Here is a 19644-nt window from a genome sequence, read left to right as displayed (position 1 = left end):
TTTATTTATTATTTTGAACTTCAAAAGATGACATAAACTCCATTTGTTTGGTAAAGAAATCAATTAGATATCGATCCATTTCTTGTTTAGATTCTGGCCAGTTTTGCTGCCATTGAAGTAATTTTCCTGGCTGGTCAATATCTTTGCAATCTGGACTCATATATTTAAACAGATTTTTTCCCTTTTTTGAAATATTATAGCGTCTATTATCTAAGACACCTTTTCCATTATCTTCTATTATTCCTGCTTGGCATAGATTTTCAATCATTGTAACTGAAAATGGGCTTCCTGTTTTTGGATATAAACCTGTTCCTTCCCAATCACATACCATATAACCAATATCTTCTTCACTAAAATCAGATAGATTTTGAAGTCGAAAGAAAAGTTGTAAAACGTATTTTGTAAAAACAAAATTTTCTGATTCAATCTCAGCCTTTTTCAAAGCAGATTTAAAAAGTATACAAGAATTAAAATTGAAATTATACTCAAAATAACGCTTGGCAGTATCCAATTTTAACTGTTCTTGGAAAATTGGGTCATCTTTAGTTTTCTGATTATTTAAAGAAAAAAGAATATCCTTTTTGTCAAAACTTTTGGGGTGGCAGAATAAATAATTGTCCGTCAGTATATCTCCCAGACTTTGCTCGATAAGCACTTGAAATGCAATTGCTAGAGACACACCTAGAAAAGACATATAGACAATTTTTTCAGCAGATTTAAGTATTGCGGTATTACTATAATCGGTTTTAGTAACTTCTTTATTTTCAAGATGCCAGACAAATCCAGTATCTTTTCCTTCAGTTTTCCACAAAGGTTCTGCAATATGAGGAAAAGTTAAGCCTTCTATATCTTTAGGATAATCAAATTTATATATAATGGGTCCTGAATAATTTACTAAAAAATAGATGGAATGGGATGGCCAGATTTCTTCAACTTCATTTTTAAAAAAGTGAAAGTATTTATCACCTTGAATTACAATAACTAAGTTTGGTTTCGTGTTCATAGCATATTTTTACTTAACAATGTTGCAAAAGTAAAAATATTTTGTAAGTTTTTTCTTTTATTTCGTGTTGTTTATTAAGTAAACAAAAATTAATTAAACTATAGGCTATAATTTTTCAAATAGTGCATTTTGTCCATTTGCGGTAATTAATATGGCTTTTGCATTATGAATTCTTATAATCTAATTAAATCAAGCATTATATTTAAAAATGCCGCCATTATTAACATCCTACAATCATAGTTAAGTTTCTATTTAAGTATCCAAATTCTTCCTGTTTTATTTTTGTAGAAAAAATACAATGAAAAAAATTAGTACGCTGCATTTGTTTCTATTTCTAACCTCAATACTAAATGCACAAAATGGTTCTTCAATTTCAAATTCTAAAAACACAATGGAAATTTTAAAAATTCAAAGTCATATTCCCGAACTAAAAGTTGCCATTAGTCATATGGCTCCACAATTAGCTTCTAATAATTATCCAGTGCTTTTCCTTCATGGATCATCGTTTCCTTCTGCGCTTTCTTTTGGTTTCGAAATGAATAATTCTTCTTGGATGAGCAATTTATCCGAAAGCGGATATGATGTGTATGCTCTTGATTTTCTTGGTTATGGAGGTTCTGACAGATATCCAGAAATGAAAGAATCATCAACCAAGATTGTTGGAAGAGCTGCTGAAATATGTTTAGACGTCGAAAAAACGGTTGATTTCATTTTAAAGAAAACAGGAAAATCCAAGATTTATTTGATAGGTCATTCTTGGGGAGGTTCTGTCGCTGCGTTATACGCTTCTAAAATTCCTGATAATGTAAAAAAATTAGTTCTATTTGCCGCCATAACAGCTAGAAATGAAAATACAGAAATTGAAAAAGTGTCAAATTCATTTGAAGAAATGACTCCATTACAGCGTATATCAAGCATGAAAAGTTTAACCCCAGAAGGTAAAGAATGTCAATTAGAACCTGAGATATTTAAAACATGGGGCGAAATGTGGAGAAAAAGTGATCCTTTGGCTTTGAATAAAGAAAATTCAGTGGTTCGATTTCCATCAGGTCCATCTGCTGATGTGGACGATTTATTGCATAATAATACTTATTATGATTCTAAAAAAATCACAGCCAAAACCATGATTATTAGAGGAGAATGGGATAATTATCCCAATAATAATGATGCAGAAGGGTTGTTTCGTTCATTAGAAAATGCAAAATCAAAGAAATACGTTGTTATACAAAAAGGAACACACGTTATGCATTTAGAGAAAAGCAGAATTGATTTGTATGATGAAACTCTTCATTTTTTTAATGAAAACAAAGTAATTTCTGAGAGCGGACGATAGCAAAAGCTTCCAATAAATAATACAAAAGGCTCAACTTAATTGTTGAGCCTTTTGTAATTAATTTTATTATTTAAAAAACAAAATTGTTTTTTTCATTTTACGAAAACCTTCTTATCCTTTGCTTTATCATTTTTATAGAAATGGGAAAGATAAATGTTTAAATCTTAATCTTTGTACTTCCAACGATTTTTAGCCATATTTCGTTCTGTCTGCAAATATGTATTTTGCTCCACTTTATCAGGATGAATAAGATATGCCGAGATATTTTGATTTAGCTTTTTTGTTTCAACAAACATAATTTTTTCTGCATTTTTTAAAATAATAGAAGATTCCCATAATGATTCTAATATACATACCTGTACTAATTCTTGGATTGCTTGATCACTAGATGCCATTTCCTCAATAAAGAAAAATATATTTTGCAGAAGAATTTTAGCTTCTTTATCAACTCCTTGAATAAGAAGTCTTTTTAAAAGAATACAGATTGTTTCTGCATAATAAATGTATGGTGATTCATCTTTACCAAAATCATTTTTTACAGCTTCAACCATATCTAATACTTCTGGTATTCTTTTGTTTAGAATTTCATTCATGTTTTCATATCTCATGAGTGATTTTTGCAAATTATTATTCATATTTATAAAATAAATTCAGTTTGAAAAATATCATTTTACTTTATCTAATTATCAAATGGAAAATTAAAAAGCCAAAGATAAATTAAGAAGCTTATTTCTTACATAAATTATTGTTAAATGTCCACAAAAAAAGGCTCAACAATTACGTTGAGCCTTTTTTTATATTTTAAAAATCTGTTTATTTATAAAACTTACGGTATTTAGAATATGTTATACCTCCAATAACAGATATAGTTCCTAAGCAGTAGTAAATCCAGTTTAATGAATGTGCTTCACCGCTTGCATAAGAATGAAGACCAACCAAGTGGAAGTTTACGCCATAGTAGGTAAACAAAATTGAAACGAAAGCGTACATACTCATTAAATTAAAAAACCATTTTCCTCGCAATGCAGGAACAAATCTTGCATGAATTACAAATGCATATACCATAATTGAGATTAATGCCCAAGTTTCTTTAGGATCCCAGCCCCAGTAGCGTCCCCAGCTTTCATTTGCCCATTGTCCTCCAAGAAAGTTACCTATTGTAAGCATAATTAAACCAATTGTAAGCGCCATTTCGTTAATATATGAAATCTCTTTTACGTGAAGATCCATTTTGGCTTTGTTCTTTTCGTTTGTAAAGAAAATCAATAGCAAAGCTACAAATCCTAAAATCATTCCTAATGCAAAAGGTCCATAACTCGCTACAATTACAGCAACGTGAATCATTAACCAATACGAATTAAGAACAGGCTGTAAATTAGCAATTTCCGGATCGATCCAGTTCATATAAGCAGCCATCAAAATCATCGCTGTCACAAACGCTGAAGAAGCAACAGTAAGTTTAGATTTCCTATCGAAAGCCAATCCAAAGAACATCGTTGCCCATGCTACATAAACAATCGATTCGTAAGCATTACTCCAAGGGGCATGGCCTGAGATATACCAGCGTGCCACTAAGCCTAATGTGTGAAGGAGAAATAAAAGTCCAACAATAATGTGGAAAACGTTTACTGTAATTCGAAGCCATTTTTTCTCAAAAAAGATATTTACAATCGCGAAAATGAGCATAAAAATAGAGGCTGTAATATACCAATATGGCAGCTTCTTGAAAACATCGTATTTGTTATAAGCAATTTCGGCATCAATTTTTTGCTCGCTTGGACGAACTTTACTTCCAAATTTCTTTTGGAAACCATTGATACTTTCTACTAAATTATCTGCTGTATCGAAGTTTTTCGAAATCGAACCGTTATTTAAAGCGCTAAAATACAAAGGCAGAATTTGATTTACATAAGTAGAATCCATGCCTTTAAAAGCACCATGTTCTCTCTCTAAATAAGAAACCCATTTATTTCCTGGATCATTTGGAACTGGAAAAATTTTCAGAATACTTCCGCTTAAAGCAGATTCCATTAAATTTACTTTTTTATCCGTTTCAATAAAATCTTTTTCAAACTGATTTGGATTTCCTGCTTTGTAAGCTGCATCTAAATACGGTGATAATTTATAATTTCCATGTTCGTCAAAAAACTTTACAAAAGGAGCGTATTTTGCTTCTTTTTCAATTCCGATGATTTTACGGATACTATCATTTCCTGATTTAATATAGATAAGCGGAATCTGAATCCAAACCTGAGCATATTGCGTCATGGACAAAAATACCTGATCAGAATTCATTCCATTATACGTATCACTATGACTTACTTTTCGAAGTAATTCAGATGAAAATGTATTAATAGGTTTCATCCTTCCTCCTGCATCCTGAATAATCAAACGTCCAAATTTTGCGGCGTGAGCTTCTGGAGCTTTATAAATTGTAAGCAAAGAATCTAATTGTTTCTGGCTTGGCGGTGCTGTTACGTGATTTGCATGATCATTTGGATCTGCACTATGATTGTGATCGTGTGAATGTACATGAGGAGTTTGTTGCGCAAAACCACTCAAGCTTATCATTAAAACAAGAATTGTGATTAGTTTTTCTTTTTTCTGCTGAATTTTTTCTAGTTTCTTTTTCAAATCTCCAAAACGAGAATGTTTTGTAAACATAATGGCCATTAAACCGAAGAAAAGCATAAAATACCCTAAATACGTAATTGAAGTTCCCCAGAAATCGTGGTTTACTGATAAAACAGTTCCTTTTTCGTCTGGATCAAATGAAGATTGGAAAAAACGGTATCCTTTGTGATCTAAAACGTGGTTCATATAAATATCAGCATCAAATGTTTCTGTAGAATCTATAACTGTTACTTTACTTTCAAAAGCCGAATAACTTTTTTCTGTTCCAGGGTATTTAGTGGCAATAAAATCATTTAAACGAACTTTAAAAGGTAAAATATACGCTTTACTTCCAAAGAATAAAGAATATTCGATGTTTCCAATTTTAACTGTTTTAGGCTCTCCAATACTTCCTTTTGAACCCATAAGCATTACTTCTTTCTCCTGCCCTTCTGCTTTAACTTTAACGACTAAACCATCTGTATGTGATTTTGCTTTAAAATCATTATTAGATTCATAAGTTATTTTTCCCTTCATTGGTGGTTCTGGAAAAACAATACGAATATCGCCAATGCTGTATAAAGAACGCATCATTAAAGGCTGAACATCATCTTTAGTTACTTTTCCTTTAAACTGATCTGCCATTCGCATAAACTCACCTTCAAAAGGAGTTTGAATGGTGTAATTATTAGTAGTTGTATTAATATTAATGGCACCGTCTGTATGTTTATTTAAAGCAAATAATACGTTGTGAATGTTTTGAACTTCACCTTCTTTAAGATAATGCTCTTCTCGTCCGCCTGCACCGGCTTCAACTAATTTAAGGTATAAAGTCCCTTTTGGGTCTGGTTTTACGACTTCCTTAGCTCCCATTATATAATTTGAATACGAAACTTCAAATGGAGTTTCATCAAATTTTCCTGAAATTGTAAAATCATTATTGGTTACTGGAGAAAGCAAAAGACTTTTTTCGAAAACGCGGCGTTTCATTTCTCCTTTATATTCACCATCAGAAAAAATGGTGATGAATGTTTTATCTGAATAAATCTGATTTTCAGCTGCTCCTTCACGAATTGGCATCATACCTTCATAACTGATATATCGGGTAATAAAAGCTCCTAATATGATAAAAACAAAGGCAATATGAAGTAATAAGGTTGCCCATTTTTCTTTTTTAAGTAATTGGTATCTTTTGATATTTCCGAAGAAGTTAATCATAAAAATGGCCATAATTGCCTCAAACCACCAGGTGTTATAAATTAAAATTCTGGCTGTATCAGTATTGTATTTACTTTCGATAAAAGTTCCAACACCCATTGCAATTGCGAATGTTAAAAAAAGAACGGCCATTAAACGTGTAGAAAACAAAAAAGAGAATATTTTTTTATCCATTTCTTAGGGATTACATTGTATAAAAGTGCGACAAAAGTACTTAAAAATGTTGATTTGAAGTACTTGTAATTTGTTAATAAAAACCAAATAAAAGGCAGTTTATCCCGCAGAACCTAAATAAATTAAAGCAACTATTTCAATTCGATTGTTGCTTTTGATTAAAACAAAAGATAACTAAATAAAAATCAGTTTAATCTACATGAAGTATGTAGATTAAACTGATCCATATTAAAATATTTGTATGTAAAGATTATTTCATTTTTTCTTCGATTTTGGAAAGCCTTTCAGAAAGAGCTTTAAATGATTTGTTTTCTTCTTTTAAAGCTTCTATTTCTTTTGCCTGCTGAATTGAATATAAAGTTAACTCTTCAATTTTCTGTAATAATTTAGCATTTATTTCACCTAAATTAATGCCATTTTTCAAGACTTCTTCTTCACTCGGAATATTCTCTAAATGACCTTTTTCTTTGATGTGATTTTCTACTTCTGCTAAAGTTGGTAAAGTATATTCTTTTTTAAATACAAAATCAGACCACCCTGTCATATCAACTTTTACTTCTTTAGAGTGAATAGTTCCGTTTACATCTAAATGATTTTTAGGATTTGTTATACCAATACCTACATAACCATTAGAATTTATTATCATCTGTTCTTTATTGTTATTTGTATTAAAAGAAATCCCACCTCCAATGGTACTACTGCCTCTCAAAAAGTTAATCGAACTATTTGTAATATTATAAAAGCTATGTTCAATTGAGAAAGATTTACCATTAATTACTGAAGTATTATAACTTCGTACGCCTAAAAAAGTTCCATCACCAACTGAGTCACCTTCTGCTAATCTTGCAAAGACTGTGGATAGAACACCATTTCCTGTTGTTTTTGCTACATCGAGAAAAGATCTTGGATTACTTGTGCCAACACCCACATTACCACTTATAATTTGATTTCCTGTAAAAGTATTAACTCCTCGAGTAGCTAGTTCAACCCATGATGTATTTATAGATGATAAATCCCCTGCAACAATCTTTCTAAAAAATAACCGATCATTAACTGTAAATGATGAGCCTATTTGTAATTGATAATTATTATTTCTACCTATATGTCTCATAGCAAGTAGATGTTGCCATGGATTACTTACGTCTGGAGTTACACCTTTTGTAGGTTCACTAAGATTTTGAAGAGTACCGTAATAACCGTTGTAGATTCCTGAATTAAGTGGAGCAGAAAAGTCTTGTATAGCTGCCGGGGCATACCCATCTCCTATCTGTTGAGAGAAACTGAAATTTGTTAATAACAAAACAGCAATAGAAGTAATTATTTTTTTCATATTTATTAATTAATTTCAGTCAATATTATAAAAAACCGAACACATAATCAAATTAAATATGTTGAGAAAATAATGAAATAAATTAAATTTAAAGTACAATATCTAAACTAAAAAAGACTGTTCTGCTTTATAAAAAATAATACTAATTTTGCGATATGATTAGACTCACCATTATCGGTTCTGGAAATGTGGCACAGCATTTAATTAAAGCTTTTTCAGCAAGTTCTCTTGTTGAAATTGTACAGGCATTTTCCAGAAAAAAAGAAGCTCTTACTCATTTACTTGATGCAGAGAAAATTATAACCGATTTTTCAGCTTTAAAAGAAACCGATCTATTTATCATTTCGGTTTCAGATAATGCCATTTCTGAGGTTTCAAAACAGATTCCGTTTGAGAATAAACTAGTGGTTCATACTTCAGGAACTACCTCAATTGATGTTTTGGATTCTAAAAATAGAAAAGGCGTTTTTTATCCGCTGCAGACTTTTTCTAAAAATAAAACTGTCGATTTTTCCATCATTCCGATTTGTTTAGAAGCTGATAATCAAGAAGATTATGATATTTTAGAAACAACAGCCAAAAGTATTTCAAATGCTGTTTTTTCTATCAGTTCTGAACAGCGAAAAGCTTTACATGTTGCTGCCGTTTTTGTAAATAACTTTACGAATCACTTATACCAGCTGGGTCAGGAAATTTGTGAAGAACATCAGGTTCCTTTCGAGATTTTAAAACCGTTGATTCAGGAAACAGCTGATAAAATAAAAACTTTAAATCCTGCTGAAGCTCAAACTGGACCAGCAAAACGCCATGATTCGGTTACGACTGATGCGCATTTGGATTATATTACAGACGAAAATCAAAAAAATATTTATAAAATACTAACACAGTCTATACAAAATAATGGCAAAAAGTTATAAAGAAATAATGAACGACATCAATACATTCATTTTTGATGTTGACGGCGTACTTACAGACAGTTCAGTTTTTGTAACCACAGAAGGAGAAATTCTTCGAACAATGAATATTCGTGATGGTTACGCTATGAAAGCTGCTGTAGAAAGCGGTTACAACGTTTGCATTATTTCTGGCGGAAGTAACGAAGGTGTCCGAGTAAGACTTCGCAATTTAGGAATTACCGATATTCATTTGGGAACTCCTAATAAAGTAGAAACTTTTAAAGAATACACAGATAGTAATAATATCAAACCAGAGCAGGTTTTATATATGGGAGATGATATTCCAGATTATCACGTTATGAAATTAGTGGGTTTGCCAACATGTCCGCAAGATGCAAGTCCCGAAATTAAAAATATCTGTCGCTACATTTCTCATGTAAAAGGCGGAAAAGGCGCAGCGAGAGATGTTATCGAACAAGTGATGAAAGTTCAAGGTAAATGGATGGAACATTTTAACGGACAACACGATTAAGATTTGGCAGCTATCGCAGTTTACAGTCGCAGTATTCTTCAGTCTCAGTAATAAAAAAACGTAGTCCCTCAAAACCTTAGCCCCTTACAATCTAAAAAAATGAAATACCTAAAACTCATTCGTTATAAAAATCTACTAATGCTTGCTTTCATGCAGGTTTTGTTTCGTTATGTTTTCCTGGCGCAGCAAGATGTTCCGTTAGCATTGGCTGACTGGCAGTACGGCTTATTGGTTTTAAGCACAGTTCTAATTGCCGCCGCCGGATATGTAGTAAACAATATTTTTGACATTCCAAGCGACACGATCAACAAGCCAAACGATGTCGTTGTAGGCAGAGGAATTTCAGAAACAAGAGCTTACAATATTTACATCGGATTAAATATAACTGGTGTTGCACTAGGATTTTATTTATCAAATGTAATTATGAGGCCCATGTTTGCTTCTCTTTTCATTTTTATTGCTTCTCTTCTGTATTTTTATGCTACCAATCTGAAACAAATCATGATTATTGGAAATGTTGTGGTTGCTTTGCTTCTTGCTGTGAGTGTTCTTATAATAGGTGTTTTTGATCTTTTTCCAGCAACAACATCCGAGAATCAAGCGCAGATGGCAAGTCTTTTCTCCATTTTGTTAGATTATGCCCTATTTGCTTTTATCATTAATTTTATACGAGAAATAGTTAAAGATATTGAAGATGTAGACGGAGATTATAATCAAGGAATGAATACTTTACCAATTGCCATTGGAAAAAGCCGCGCAGCAAAAATTGCATTAGCTACGGCGATTATGGCCTTTATTTTACTGCTTCTATATACCACTAAATATTTTTTTGAAAATAATCTTTTAATCGTAACGTTTTATTCTTTTGCTTTTGTTTTAGCCCCTTTATTATACTTTATAGTAAAAATATTTGGAGCCAAAACGCAAAAAGATTTTCATCATTTAAGTACGATTTTAAAACTAATTTTATTCTTCGGAATCTTATCTATTCTAATCATTTTTCTGAACCACAAATACAATGCTTAAAGAAAAACTAAAAAAATACAGACTCATTCTTGCTTCGGGATCACCTCGCAGGCAGCAGTTTTTTAAGGATTTAGATCTTGATTTTGAAATCCGTGTAAAAGATGTTGAAGAAATCTATCCCCCTGAATTAAAAGCAGTTGAAATCACCAATTATCTAGCTGAATTAAAAGCTTCTGCATTTGACGGTGATCTTTCAGAAAACGAAATATTAGTTACCAGTGATACAATCGTTTGGCATCAGAACAAAGCTTTAGGAAAACCTAAAAGTGCCGAAGAGGCATTTGAAATGATTAAATCAATGTCAAATACTACTCATGAAGTAATTACATCGGTTTGTTTTAAAACGAATACCGGTTCTACCCTTTTGCATGACGTAACGAAAGTAACTTTCAAAGAATTATCAGACGAAGCTATTTTATATTATATCGAAAACTATAAACCTTATGATAAAGCGGGTGCATACGGCATTCAGGAATGGTTTGGTTTCATGGCAGTTACAAAAGTTGAAGGTTCTTATACCAATGTAATGGGGCTTCCAACAGCCAAAGTTTATGAATATTTGAGTACATTAGTGTAAAAATTTAGATTATGTTTTCGCTTAAAGAATACACTCAAGAGATATTTGCCACTATAATTCTGCTTATTATTTTAATAGCGCTGAGAATGATTGTGGCAAAACTAATACGCCGTTATGCCAATACAAGTCACTTATTAGAACATCGTACTAATTTAGTAATCAAATATATTCACATCTTAATGAATATTTTGGTAACCATAAGTCTGATTGTAATCTGGGGAGTAGACACCAAAGATATTTTTATTACCGTTTCGTCAATTGCCACCGTAATTGGTGTTGCTATGTTTGCACAATGGTCGATATTAAGCAATATTACTTCAGGAATGGTTTTGTTTTTCTCTTTTCCATTTAGGATTGGAGATACTATAAAAATTCACGATAAAGATTTTCCTATTGAAGCTGAGATTGAAGACATCAGCACTTTTCATGTAAATCTAAAAACCAAAGACGGTGAAAAAATTATTTTCCCCAACAACCTTTTACTTCAAAAAGGGATTTCGATTATTCCTACTCATCACGAAGAAAGAGAATTTTACGATTAATTATTTTTTGAATGGAAATTTTATAAAGTAAAGCGGAAAAGCTAGAACGATTTAATTTAAAGAAATCGTAAAATTTGCTTAACCATTTTACATTTATTTAATAAAATTTCATCAAAAATGATTCAACCTCTAAAATTGCCTTTTTATGCAAAATTGGCCTGCATATTAGTAAGTTTAATTTCGTTTGCTTATATATTTTGTATTGCTAAAGATATTCTGACTCCAGTATTGATGGCATTTTTATTTGCCGTATTACTGCTTCCTGTCTTTACCTTTTTAAATACCAAACTTAAACTTCCCCGACATTTGGCCGCTATTATTTGTATGGCAATTTTTCTTTTTTTCATTATCGGAATTCTTGTTTTTATATCCTATCAGGTTAGTTATATGGCAAATGACTTTGAAACAATAAAAAAGAACGCTAATTCATTTATTATTCAAATTCATAATTTTATACGAGAAAATTTTCAGGTAAGCATTGGTGAACAAAAAAAGTACTTGAATAGTGTAACACAAGATTCGGTTAAAAACGGACAGGCAAAATTAGGTTCTTTTATAGTTTCCGTAAGCGATGTACTTCTAGACAGCACCATTATTATCATTTATACATTTTTGTTTTTAATCTATAAAGAGCATTTCAAACTGTTTTTTGCCAAATTAATTTACAAAGAAAACCATGCTGTTTTAAAAGATATTCTTTCTCAAATAAAAGTTTCTATCAATAATTATATAGTAAGCCTTTTAATCGAAATGATTGTTGTTTCAATTCTTACAGGTCTTGGACTTTGGATTATTGGTATCAAATACTTTGTTCTATTGGGATTAATTACAGGAATCCTGAATCTTATTCCTTATATCGGGATTACGGTAGCTGGAATTATTACCGTTTTAGCTTCGCTTACCGGTTCTGGTGAAACTTCGGTTATTTTAGGAATTTTGATTGTCAATATTATTGTTCAATTTATTGATAACAATTTACTTGTGCCATTAATTATTAACTCAAAGGTAGAAATCAATGCTTTTGTTTCGATTATGGGAATTATTGTAGGCGGTGCAGCTGCTGGAATTGCAGGTATGTTTTTGGCGATTCCACTATTAGCAATTCTAAAAATTATTTTTGACCGAATTGAATCTTTAGAACCCTGGGGCTATCTTATGGGAAATCATATTCCGCGAAGGTTTGCATGGAGAGTACGCAAAGTAAAAACAGAAAACTAAAAATCTGTTAATTTATAAAATCATCTTTCTATTTATAGTAAATTCATATCATAATCCGCCTAAAAATTCTAATTACCTCTGAATGCGTCAAACTTTAAAAATAGTTGTTTTTATTTTCTTATGCTTTTGTTTTCAAAGCCTGAACGCTCAGACGGATAAGACAAAAAAAGATGCGGCTCCAAAAAAGGACAGTACCGAGATTTATACGAAAATTAAAAATTATTCGAAAAAAAATAAATTCACGCAAACGCTTCATAAACTTCTTTTCAGAACTAAAAAACCTAAAAAAAGAGAAATAATTGAACCGGTTGATAACAATAGAACTTTTGAAGGCAAAATCATTCGAAAAATAAATATTATAACACTCGATCCTTTCGGACATTCGGTTGTAGACACTACAGCAATGCCCCGAAATTGGGGAGAAAGAACCGGAAACAGACTTCATCTTAAAACTAAAAAGTTTGCGATTTACAACCTGCTTTTATTTCGAAAAAACACACCTTATGATTCCTATAAAGTTCAGGAATCGGAACGTTTAATTCGTGCGCAGCGCTATGTTACAGCAGTTCGTACAACAAATGAAATTGTAGGTGCAGCATCTGACTCCGTTGATGTTACTATTCGTGTTCTCGATTCGTGGAGTACCATTCCTCGATTTTCAATTTCAAGCAGTCGTGTTTCGGCTGGATTTAAAGAAAAAGATTTTTTCGGAACCGGACAGCAGCTCGAATATCGTTTTACCAATAGGTTTGACGATGGTGCAAATGGTAACGAAATGACTTATACAGTTCCCAATATTTTAAATACCTATATAGGAACGGTACTGCATTATAATATGGATCTCGATAACAATTATACCAAAAGTGTTAAAGTGGAAAGAGATTTCTATTCTCCCCTTACCAAATGGGCAGGTGGAGTTTTCATTGGTCAAAATTATAGACGAGACACTCTTCAAGCACCTGATTTAAGTTATGCTTTTCAGTCATTTAAAAATAATTTTCAGGATTTTTGGGTGGGTAAAGCCACGAAAGTATATGAAGATGATAATGAAGCGATTACCAATTTAGTTACTACAGCTCGATTTTTGAATGTTGATTATACCGAATCACCAGATTCATTGTATGATCCCACAAACTTTTATTCCAGTGAAAAATTACTCTTAATGGGAATTGGTCTTAACAGACGTAAATTTATCAAAGACAATTACATTTTTAGAAACGGCCAGACCGAAGACGTTCCGATTGGAAGAATCTACGGAATTACCTTTGGTTATCAATATAAAAACACTTTTTGGAGACCTTATGTTGGAGCGCAGTTTTCTTTTGGAAACTATTATAGGTTAGGATTTTTGAGTTTTAATTTTGAAGCCGGAACCTTCATCCATCAATCTAAAACCTACGATACAGCTTTCTTGGTTGAATCTAATTATTTTACAAAACTATATACGATAGGAAATTGGAAATTAAGACAGTTTTTTAATCCAAAATTTGTTTTAGGAATAAATCGTGAAAATATTATTGGCGACCAGCTTAACTTAAACGAACAGAACGGAATTGCTGGTTTTAATAGTGCGATTTATGGAACAAGTAAAATGATACTTTCGCTGCAAACACAGACATATTCACCTCATTCCTTATTAGGTTTTCGTTTAAATCCTTTCTTTAATTATTCATTCGCTATCCTGGGAAATCAAAATGATGCCATGATTAAGAATAAACCGTATCAAAAAATCACTTTAGGTCTTTTAATCAGTAATGACTATTTAGTATTCAGTTCCTTTCAGCTTTCTCTTTCCTATTATCCTAGTATTCCATATCAGGGCGATAATGTTTTCAAAACCAATACTTTTGAAACAACCGACTACGGATTGCAAAGTTTTGAACTCGCAAAACCACGAATTGTTGATTATAAATAATCAAAATAAATTAGAAATTTTCGAAATATTTTTTAGCGACTTAAATCTTTAAATATCATTGTTTTATACAACAATTACAAAATAACTCAATCGACGAAACTGCATATTTATTCGACGTAATACATTTCTTTTTTTATTTTTGGCACGGTATATGGAATTCCCTATACAAGATTAACATTTAAATTTTAGAAAAGATGAAAACGATAAAGTTAGCAATCGCCGGATTATTTCTTTTGGTTGCAAATGCCACACAAGCTCAGGTATCTGTTAACGTTAATATAGGTACTCCTCCAGCTTGGGGACCTGCAGGATACACAGAAATGGAATACTATTATCTGCCAGACATTGAAGCCTACTATGATGTACGTTCTGCACAGTTTATTTATTATGGAAGAGGAAAATGGGTTAGAACAACCTACTTACCAAGACAATACAGAAATTACGATTTGTATGGAGGTTATAAAGTAGTATTAACCGATTACCACGGAAGAACCCCATATGTGTACTTTGATCGTCATAAAGTAAAATACTATAGAGGATATCATGGACCAGCACAAAGACCTTACAAACCAAGACCTGCGTATGGATACAGCGAGCCTCGTCATAGACACTATGACAAACACGATAGACACCACGATAAACACGATCATGATCACGATGACCACGGACACGGACACGGTCATGGCCACGGAAGAAGATAAAATCTAATTCACTAGTTTTCAGCATAAAGAGAGTATCAAACACATGATACTCTCTTTTTTTATGATTTTATTTCCAGTTGATTTGTTAAAACATTGTATATTTAATATAAATACCTGTAAAGCAGTAAGTTTCGTAAGAAAAAAGTCTGATCTTACTATAATTATACCGTATCTTTGCCGCGAATTTAAAAAATCCAAAAAACAATTTATGAAAAAGAATGTCTATTTACTTTCATTTTTAGCAATGTCATTATTCATCGCTTGCGACAAAAGTGATGATTCAAACGACAACCAGTCTACGAATAGCATTACGATTACTACAGATCAAGCCACTTTAAATCAAAGACTTGATTTAACAAACTCTGGAGTAGTTGCAATCGAGAACAGTAATGCAACAGGAAAAATGGCAGCTACAGCATCTACTGCATTCCCATTAGTACAAATTGCAGAAGTAAAACCACCGGTTGATGCAAATGGAAGAACTTTACAAGCCAGTCATGTTACAGTAAACGGAAATTATGCGTATGTTTCATACATTATGCGTGGCGATGCCTATTCGGGTGCAATTGATGTTATTGATGTTTCAGATCCTTACAAACCAAAATTAGTTACATCGGCTTTAATCCCTAATACTGATATTACTTCTCTTACATTCTCTGGTTCAAACTTAATTATTGGAGCTGCAAAAGATGTAGATAAAGACCCACTTTTAACTAATAACCCAGCTATTGCATTTAATATGGAATTAAGCTCAGGGCTTCTTACAGATAAATTAAAAACAAACTATTTAGAAAGCAGAGTTACCACAGATGTAGCAGCTAATACTGCTAATTATTTTGCTGTAACAGGAGATAACGGAAGTTTATTTAAATTAAGCAGTTCTGCTAAAGCCGTTACCGGAAAAGTAGCTGTAGCTGATTTACGCTCGATTGCTTTAACTAGCGATAAAATTGTTACTTTAAGTGGTACTAAAGGAGTTAATATATACAACCAAACAACGCTTGCCTTACAAAAAAGCTTTTCTACATCTACAGATGTAAGCGGCGCAAAAAGAACAATGGATGTTGACGGAACAAAACTTTTTGTTTCTGAAGGAAAAAACGGTCTTGGAGTTTACGACATTAACAGCGGATCAAAATTGCAAACTCTCGGCATTCCAACTGCTGCAGAAGATAACGTAACAAATGCTGTTTCTTTTAATGATGGTTATACTTTTGTTGCAAACGGAGCTTTAGGCCTTAATGTATATCAATCTGCAACTCAGCTTAATTTATTAGGTTCTGTAGGAATTGCAGGTTCTTCAAACTACGTAAAATCTAGTGGAAATTATATTTACGTAGCAAGCGGAATAGGTGGTTTAAAAATCATTAAAATGGAAAAACCAAGTACAGCTTTCGAAAGTTGTGCTGCTTACGGATTATACAATCAAGGAAGAGATTTGATTTTGAATTCAAATGAAATTAAATCTTATCAAGGAGCAACTGCTATCAATTCGGCGATTGTAAATTCTGGTGCTGTTTTAACACATTGTGGTTCTATTGCAGTTTTAAGCAATTTAACATTAAACAGTGGTGGGACATTTAATATGAGAGGAAGCATCTCGCAAGGTAAATACCAGCAAACAAACCCAACTGAACTTATTATCAATGACAAAGCAGTCATGAATGTTGAAGGTTCTGTTGTGATCTGGGGAGACTTACGATTAAATAGCGGCGCTACCATTAATTTCGTTAATAGCACTTCTTCTATCACTATTTACGGAAAAGTTACAAAAGGAACCAACGTAAAAATTACGGGAAGTTACGTAGATACAGAAAATAAATTAAAATAAAAGAGATTTTTAAATTTTCAATTTACTAGAAAAGCCGTCAGTATTAAACTGACGGCTTTTTTGTTTTTACACCAAATTCGAACGAAAATTATCAAGCATTAACATTTCATTTAAATACTGTTCCGTAAAATAATTAGTATTTTTGAAGCTATTTCAAAAAAACAACTAACTATACCATGCGAAAAATACAGGTTCAATTTCTTCTTCTATTTTTTATAGGTTTTCAAACTTCATTTGCTCAGCAGCCGCAAAAACCAAACTCAGTCGAAATTTACAATCAAATTAAAAAACTAAACTTTTTAGGTTCTGTATTGTACGTCGCTGCTCATCCCGATGATGAAAATACCCGAATGATTTCATATTTAGCAAATGAAATGAATGCCAGAACCGGATATTTATCTTTAACCCGCGGTGATGGCGGACAAAACTTAATTGGTCCACAACTGCGCGAATTATTAGGCGTTATTAGAACGCAGGAGTTAATTGAAGCTCGAAAAATTGACGGAGGAGAACAGTTTTTTTCAAGAGCAAATGATTTTGGTTTTTCTAAAAATCCAAGCGAAACTTTAGAAATCTGGGATAAAGATAAAGTGCTTGCCGATGTCGTATGGACGATTAGAAAATTTCAGCCGGATATTATTATTAATAGATTCGATCATCGTTCGCCGGGAACTACGCACGGTCATCATACATCGTCAGCTATGTTAAGCGTGGAAAGTTTCAAATTAACAAACGATCCTAAAATTTATACTGAGCAATTAAAATACGTAACGCCTTGGCAGGTAAAACGTCAGTTTTTTAATCCTTCATGGTGGTTTTATGGAAGTCAGGAAAAATTCGACGCAGCTAATAAATCCAAATTTACCAAATTAGAAACAGGTGTTTATTACACTGGAATTGGAAAATCAAATCAGGAAATAGCCGCTTTAAGCCGCAGCCACCACCAATCACAAGGATTTGGAAGCACAGGAGTTCGTGGTGAAGAAACTGAATATTTGGAATTAATCAATGGTGAAAAACCAGTCAATAAAGATGATTTATTTGACGGAATAGACACTTCATGGAATCGCGTAAAAAACGGAAAACCCATTGGAGATTTAATCAGCTCAATTATTTCAAAATACAATTTCAACAATCCATTTGCCAGCATACCTGATTTGGTAAAAGTATATGGAATGATCGAAGCTCTAGAAGACAGTCATTGGAAAACTACAAAAGCAGAAGCCGTTAAAAACATCATTGCTTCTTGCTCAGGATTATATCTTGAAGCAGTTGCAAGCGAACAAGAAGCTACTCCAGGAAGTACCATCAAATTAAGTCTTGAAGCCATTAACAGATGTGCGGTTGATATGCAGTTAATAAGTGTTACAACACTTCCAGATAATAAAACAACAACCCAAAATGTAGCTTTGCGAAACAATAACGATCAAAAAATCAATCTTTCGTTACAACTTCCAAACAATATCGAATATACACAGCCATATTGGTTAAAAGAAAAAGCCAGTGTGGGAATGTATACTGTTTCTAATCAGGAAAACATTGGAATTCCTGACATTATAAGAGAAGTAAAAGTAATTTTTAATGTAAAAATAAACGGCGTCCAAATTCCTTTTGAACGTACCGTTGTGTACAAATACAATGACGGCGTAAAAGGTGAAATGTATAATTTCCTTGATATCGTGCCAGAAGTTACAACTTCTATCTTAGAAAAAGTTTTAGTTTTTAGAGACCAGAAAAGCAAAATGATTCCGGTAAAAGTACGTGCTGGAAAAGACAATGTGCAAGGAAATTTACAATTAGAACTTCCTAAAAGCTGGAATATTTCTCCAAAACAAATTCCGTTTACATTAGATAGAAAAGGAACTGAGCAAATATTTTATTTTGAAGTAACTCCTCCTTTAAATCCTGAAGAAGTTATTGCTAAAAGTGTGGCTGTGGTTGATAATAAACGTTTTGACAGAGATCAAACTATTATCGATTTTAGTCATATCACCAAACAAATGGTTTTAAAACCTGCAGAATCAAAATGCATTAGAATTGACTTAAAAACTTCAGGCGATGCCATTGCCTATATCATGGGTGCTGGCGACGAAGTTCCTGAAAGTTTAATGCAGATGGGATATAAAGTTTCTATTTTGAAACCAGAAGAAATCACTCCTGAAAAACTAGATGCTTTCAGCACTGTTATTACTGGAATTCGTGCTTACAATACTGTAAATGCTTTGGCTAACAAACAAAATATTCTATTCAATTTTGTGAAAAGCGGTAAAAACATGATCGTACAATACAATACATACGGTAAATTAGTAACCGATAAAATCGCACCTTATCCGTTAAAACTATCAAATGACCGCGTAACTGAAGAAAATGCGAAAATTACGTTTCTAGCTCCAAATCATCCGGTTTTGAATACGCCAAACAAAATTACTTCAAAAGATTTTGAAGGATGGACACAGGAACAAGGCTTATATTACCCAGATGAATATGATGCCGCCTTCACTCCTATTATCTCATCGCACGATAAAGGAGAATCACCTAAAAATGGAGCCTTATTAGTCGCTCCATACGGAAAAGGATATTATATTTACACTGGTTTGAGTTTCTTCAGAGAATTACCGGAAGGAGTTTCTGGAGCCTATCGATTATTATCGAATATCATTTCGCTAAAGCAGCCGCTTGAAGCTCCAAAGCAAGATTTAAAGCAGTAAATTTTTAGAATATGCAGCCTAAAAAAA

Annotated in this window: 15 protein-coding genes; 11 read left to right on the top strand and 4 right to left on the bottom strand. The window is 32.5% G+C overall.

All coding sequences use genetic code 11. The annotated features are described in order from the left end of the window. Position 1: 1 nt before the first annotated feature. Positions 2–1003: a hypothetical protein gene (locus tag J0383_RS22575; RefSeq protein WP_207296207.1), complete on the bottom strand. Its 1002-nt coding sequence runs from the start codon at positions 1001–1003 to the stop codon at positions 2–4. 298 nt (positions 1004–1301) lie between these two features. On the opposite strand from J0383_RS22575, the gene J0383_RS22570 reads away from it, so the two are divergent. Continuing rightward, positions 1302–2336: an alpha/beta hydrolase gene (locus J0383_RS22570; protein WP_207296206.1), complete on the top strand. Its 1035-nt coding sequence runs from the start codon at positions 1302–1304 to the stop codon at positions 2334–2336. Positions 2337–2500: 164 nt separating this feature from the next. Here the strand turns inward: J0383_RS22570 and J0383_RS22565 are convergent, their stop codons facing one another. The 3 genes from J0383_RS22565 to J0383_RS22555 form a co-directional block, all read right to left on the bottom strand. Next, complete coding sequence (locus J0383_RS22565) at positions 2501–2929, bottom strand: DUF7674 family protein (protein ID WP_207296205.1); 429 nt, start codon at positions 2927–2929, stop codon at positions 2501–2503. A 220-nt stretch (positions 2930–3149) separates the two neighbouring features. Then, on the bottom strand, positions 3150–6341 hold the full coding sequence (gene ccsA, locus J0383_RS22560; protein WP_207296204.1) for a cytochrome c biogenesis protein CcsA: 3192 nt from the start codon (positions 6339–6341) through the stop codon (positions 3150–3152). A 250-nt stretch (positions 6342–6591) separates the two neighbouring features. Next, positions 6592–7671, bottom strand: coding sequence for a hypothetical protein (locus J0383_RS22555; RefSeq protein WP_207296203.1), 1080 nt, complete (start codon positions 7669–7671; stop codon positions 6592–6594). Positions 7672–7826: 155 nt separating this feature from the next. Between J0383_RS22555 and J0383_RS22550 the strand changes: the two genes are divergently transcribed. The 10 genes from J0383_RS22550 (at position 7827) to J0383_RS22505 (ending at position 19617) form a co-directional block, all read left to right on the top strand. After that, a complete protein-coding gene (locus tag J0383_RS22550; protein WP_207296202.1) occupies positions 7827–8588 on the top strand; it encodes a Rossmann-like and DUF2520 domain-containing protein in 762 nt (253 codons plus the stop codon). Next, positions 8572–9099 (top strand): KdsC family phosphatase, encoded by a 528-nt coding sequence (locus J0383_RS22545; RefSeq protein ID WP_207296201.1) that lies wholly within the window; start codon positions 8572–8574, stop codon positions 9097–9099. The genes J0383_RS22550 and J0383_RS22545 overlap by 17 nt, the downstream gene beginning before the upstream one ends. A gap of 99 nt (positions 9100–9198) precedes the next feature. Next, positions 9199–10125 carry a geranylgeranylglycerol-phosphate geranylgeranyltransferase gene (locus tag J0383_RS22540; RefSeq protein ID WP_207296200.1) on the top strand — a complete coding sequence of 309 codons (927 nt, stop codon included), beginning with the start codon at positions 9199–9201 and terminating at the stop codon, positions 10123–10125. Next, positions 10118–10702, top strand: a complete 585-nt coding sequence (locus J0383_RS22535) for a Maf-like protein (protein WP_207296199.1) — start codon at positions 10118–10120, stop codon at positions 10700–10702. Before J0383_RS22540 ends, J0383_RS22535 begins: the two co-directional genes overlap by 8 nt. 11 nt (positions 10703–10713) lie before the next feature. Next, positions 10714–11244: a mechanosensitive ion channel domain-containing protein gene (locus tag J0383_RS22530; protein WP_207296198.1), complete on the top strand. Its 531-nt coding sequence runs from the start codon at positions 10714–10716 to the stop codon at positions 11242–11244. A 117-nt stretch (positions 11245–11361) separates the two neighbouring features. Beyond that, positions 11362–12462, top strand: a complete 1101-nt coding sequence (locus tag J0383_RS22525) for an AI-2E family transporter (RefSeq protein WP_207296197.1) — start codon at positions 11362–11364, stop codon at positions 12460–12462. Between the two features lie 82 nt (positions 12463–12544). Next, positions 12545–14377, top strand: a complete 1833-nt coding sequence (locus J0383_RS22520) for a BamA/TamA family outer membrane protein (protein WP_207296196.1) — start codon at positions 12545–12547, stop codon at positions 14375–14377. Positions 14378–14571: 194 nt separating this feature from the next. Next, positions 14572–15078 (top strand): hypothetical protein, encoded by a 507-nt coding sequence (locus J0383_RS22515; RefSeq protein ID WP_207296195.1) that lies wholly within the window; start codon positions 14572–14574, stop codon positions 15076–15078. A 208-nt stretch (positions 15079–15286) separates the two neighbouring features. Next, a complete protein-coding gene (locus J0383_RS22510) occupies positions 15287–16909 on the top strand; it encodes an LVIVD repeat-containing protein (protein WP_207296194.1) in 1623 nt (540 codons plus the stop codon). Positions 16910–17085: 176 nt separating this feature from the next. After that, the gene (locus J0383_RS22505; RefSeq protein ID WP_207296193.1) at positions 17086–19617 is read left to right on the top strand and encodes a PIG-L family deacetylase; all 2532 of its coding nucleotides are present in this window, start codon (positions 17086–17088) and stop codon (positions 19615–19617) included. The last annotated feature ends 27 nt before the right edge of the window (positions 19618–19644 follow it).

Origin of the sequence: Flavobacterium endoglycinae (assembly GCF_017352115.1) — a bacterium.
In the GTDB taxonomy this organism is placed as follows: domain Bacteria; phylum Bacteroidota; class Bacteroidia; order Flavobacteriales; family Flavobacteriaceae; genus Flavobacterium; species Flavobacterium endoglycinae.
Note: the sequence above shows the minus strand (reverse complement) of the source record. Positions and strands in the feature narration are given on the sequence as shown.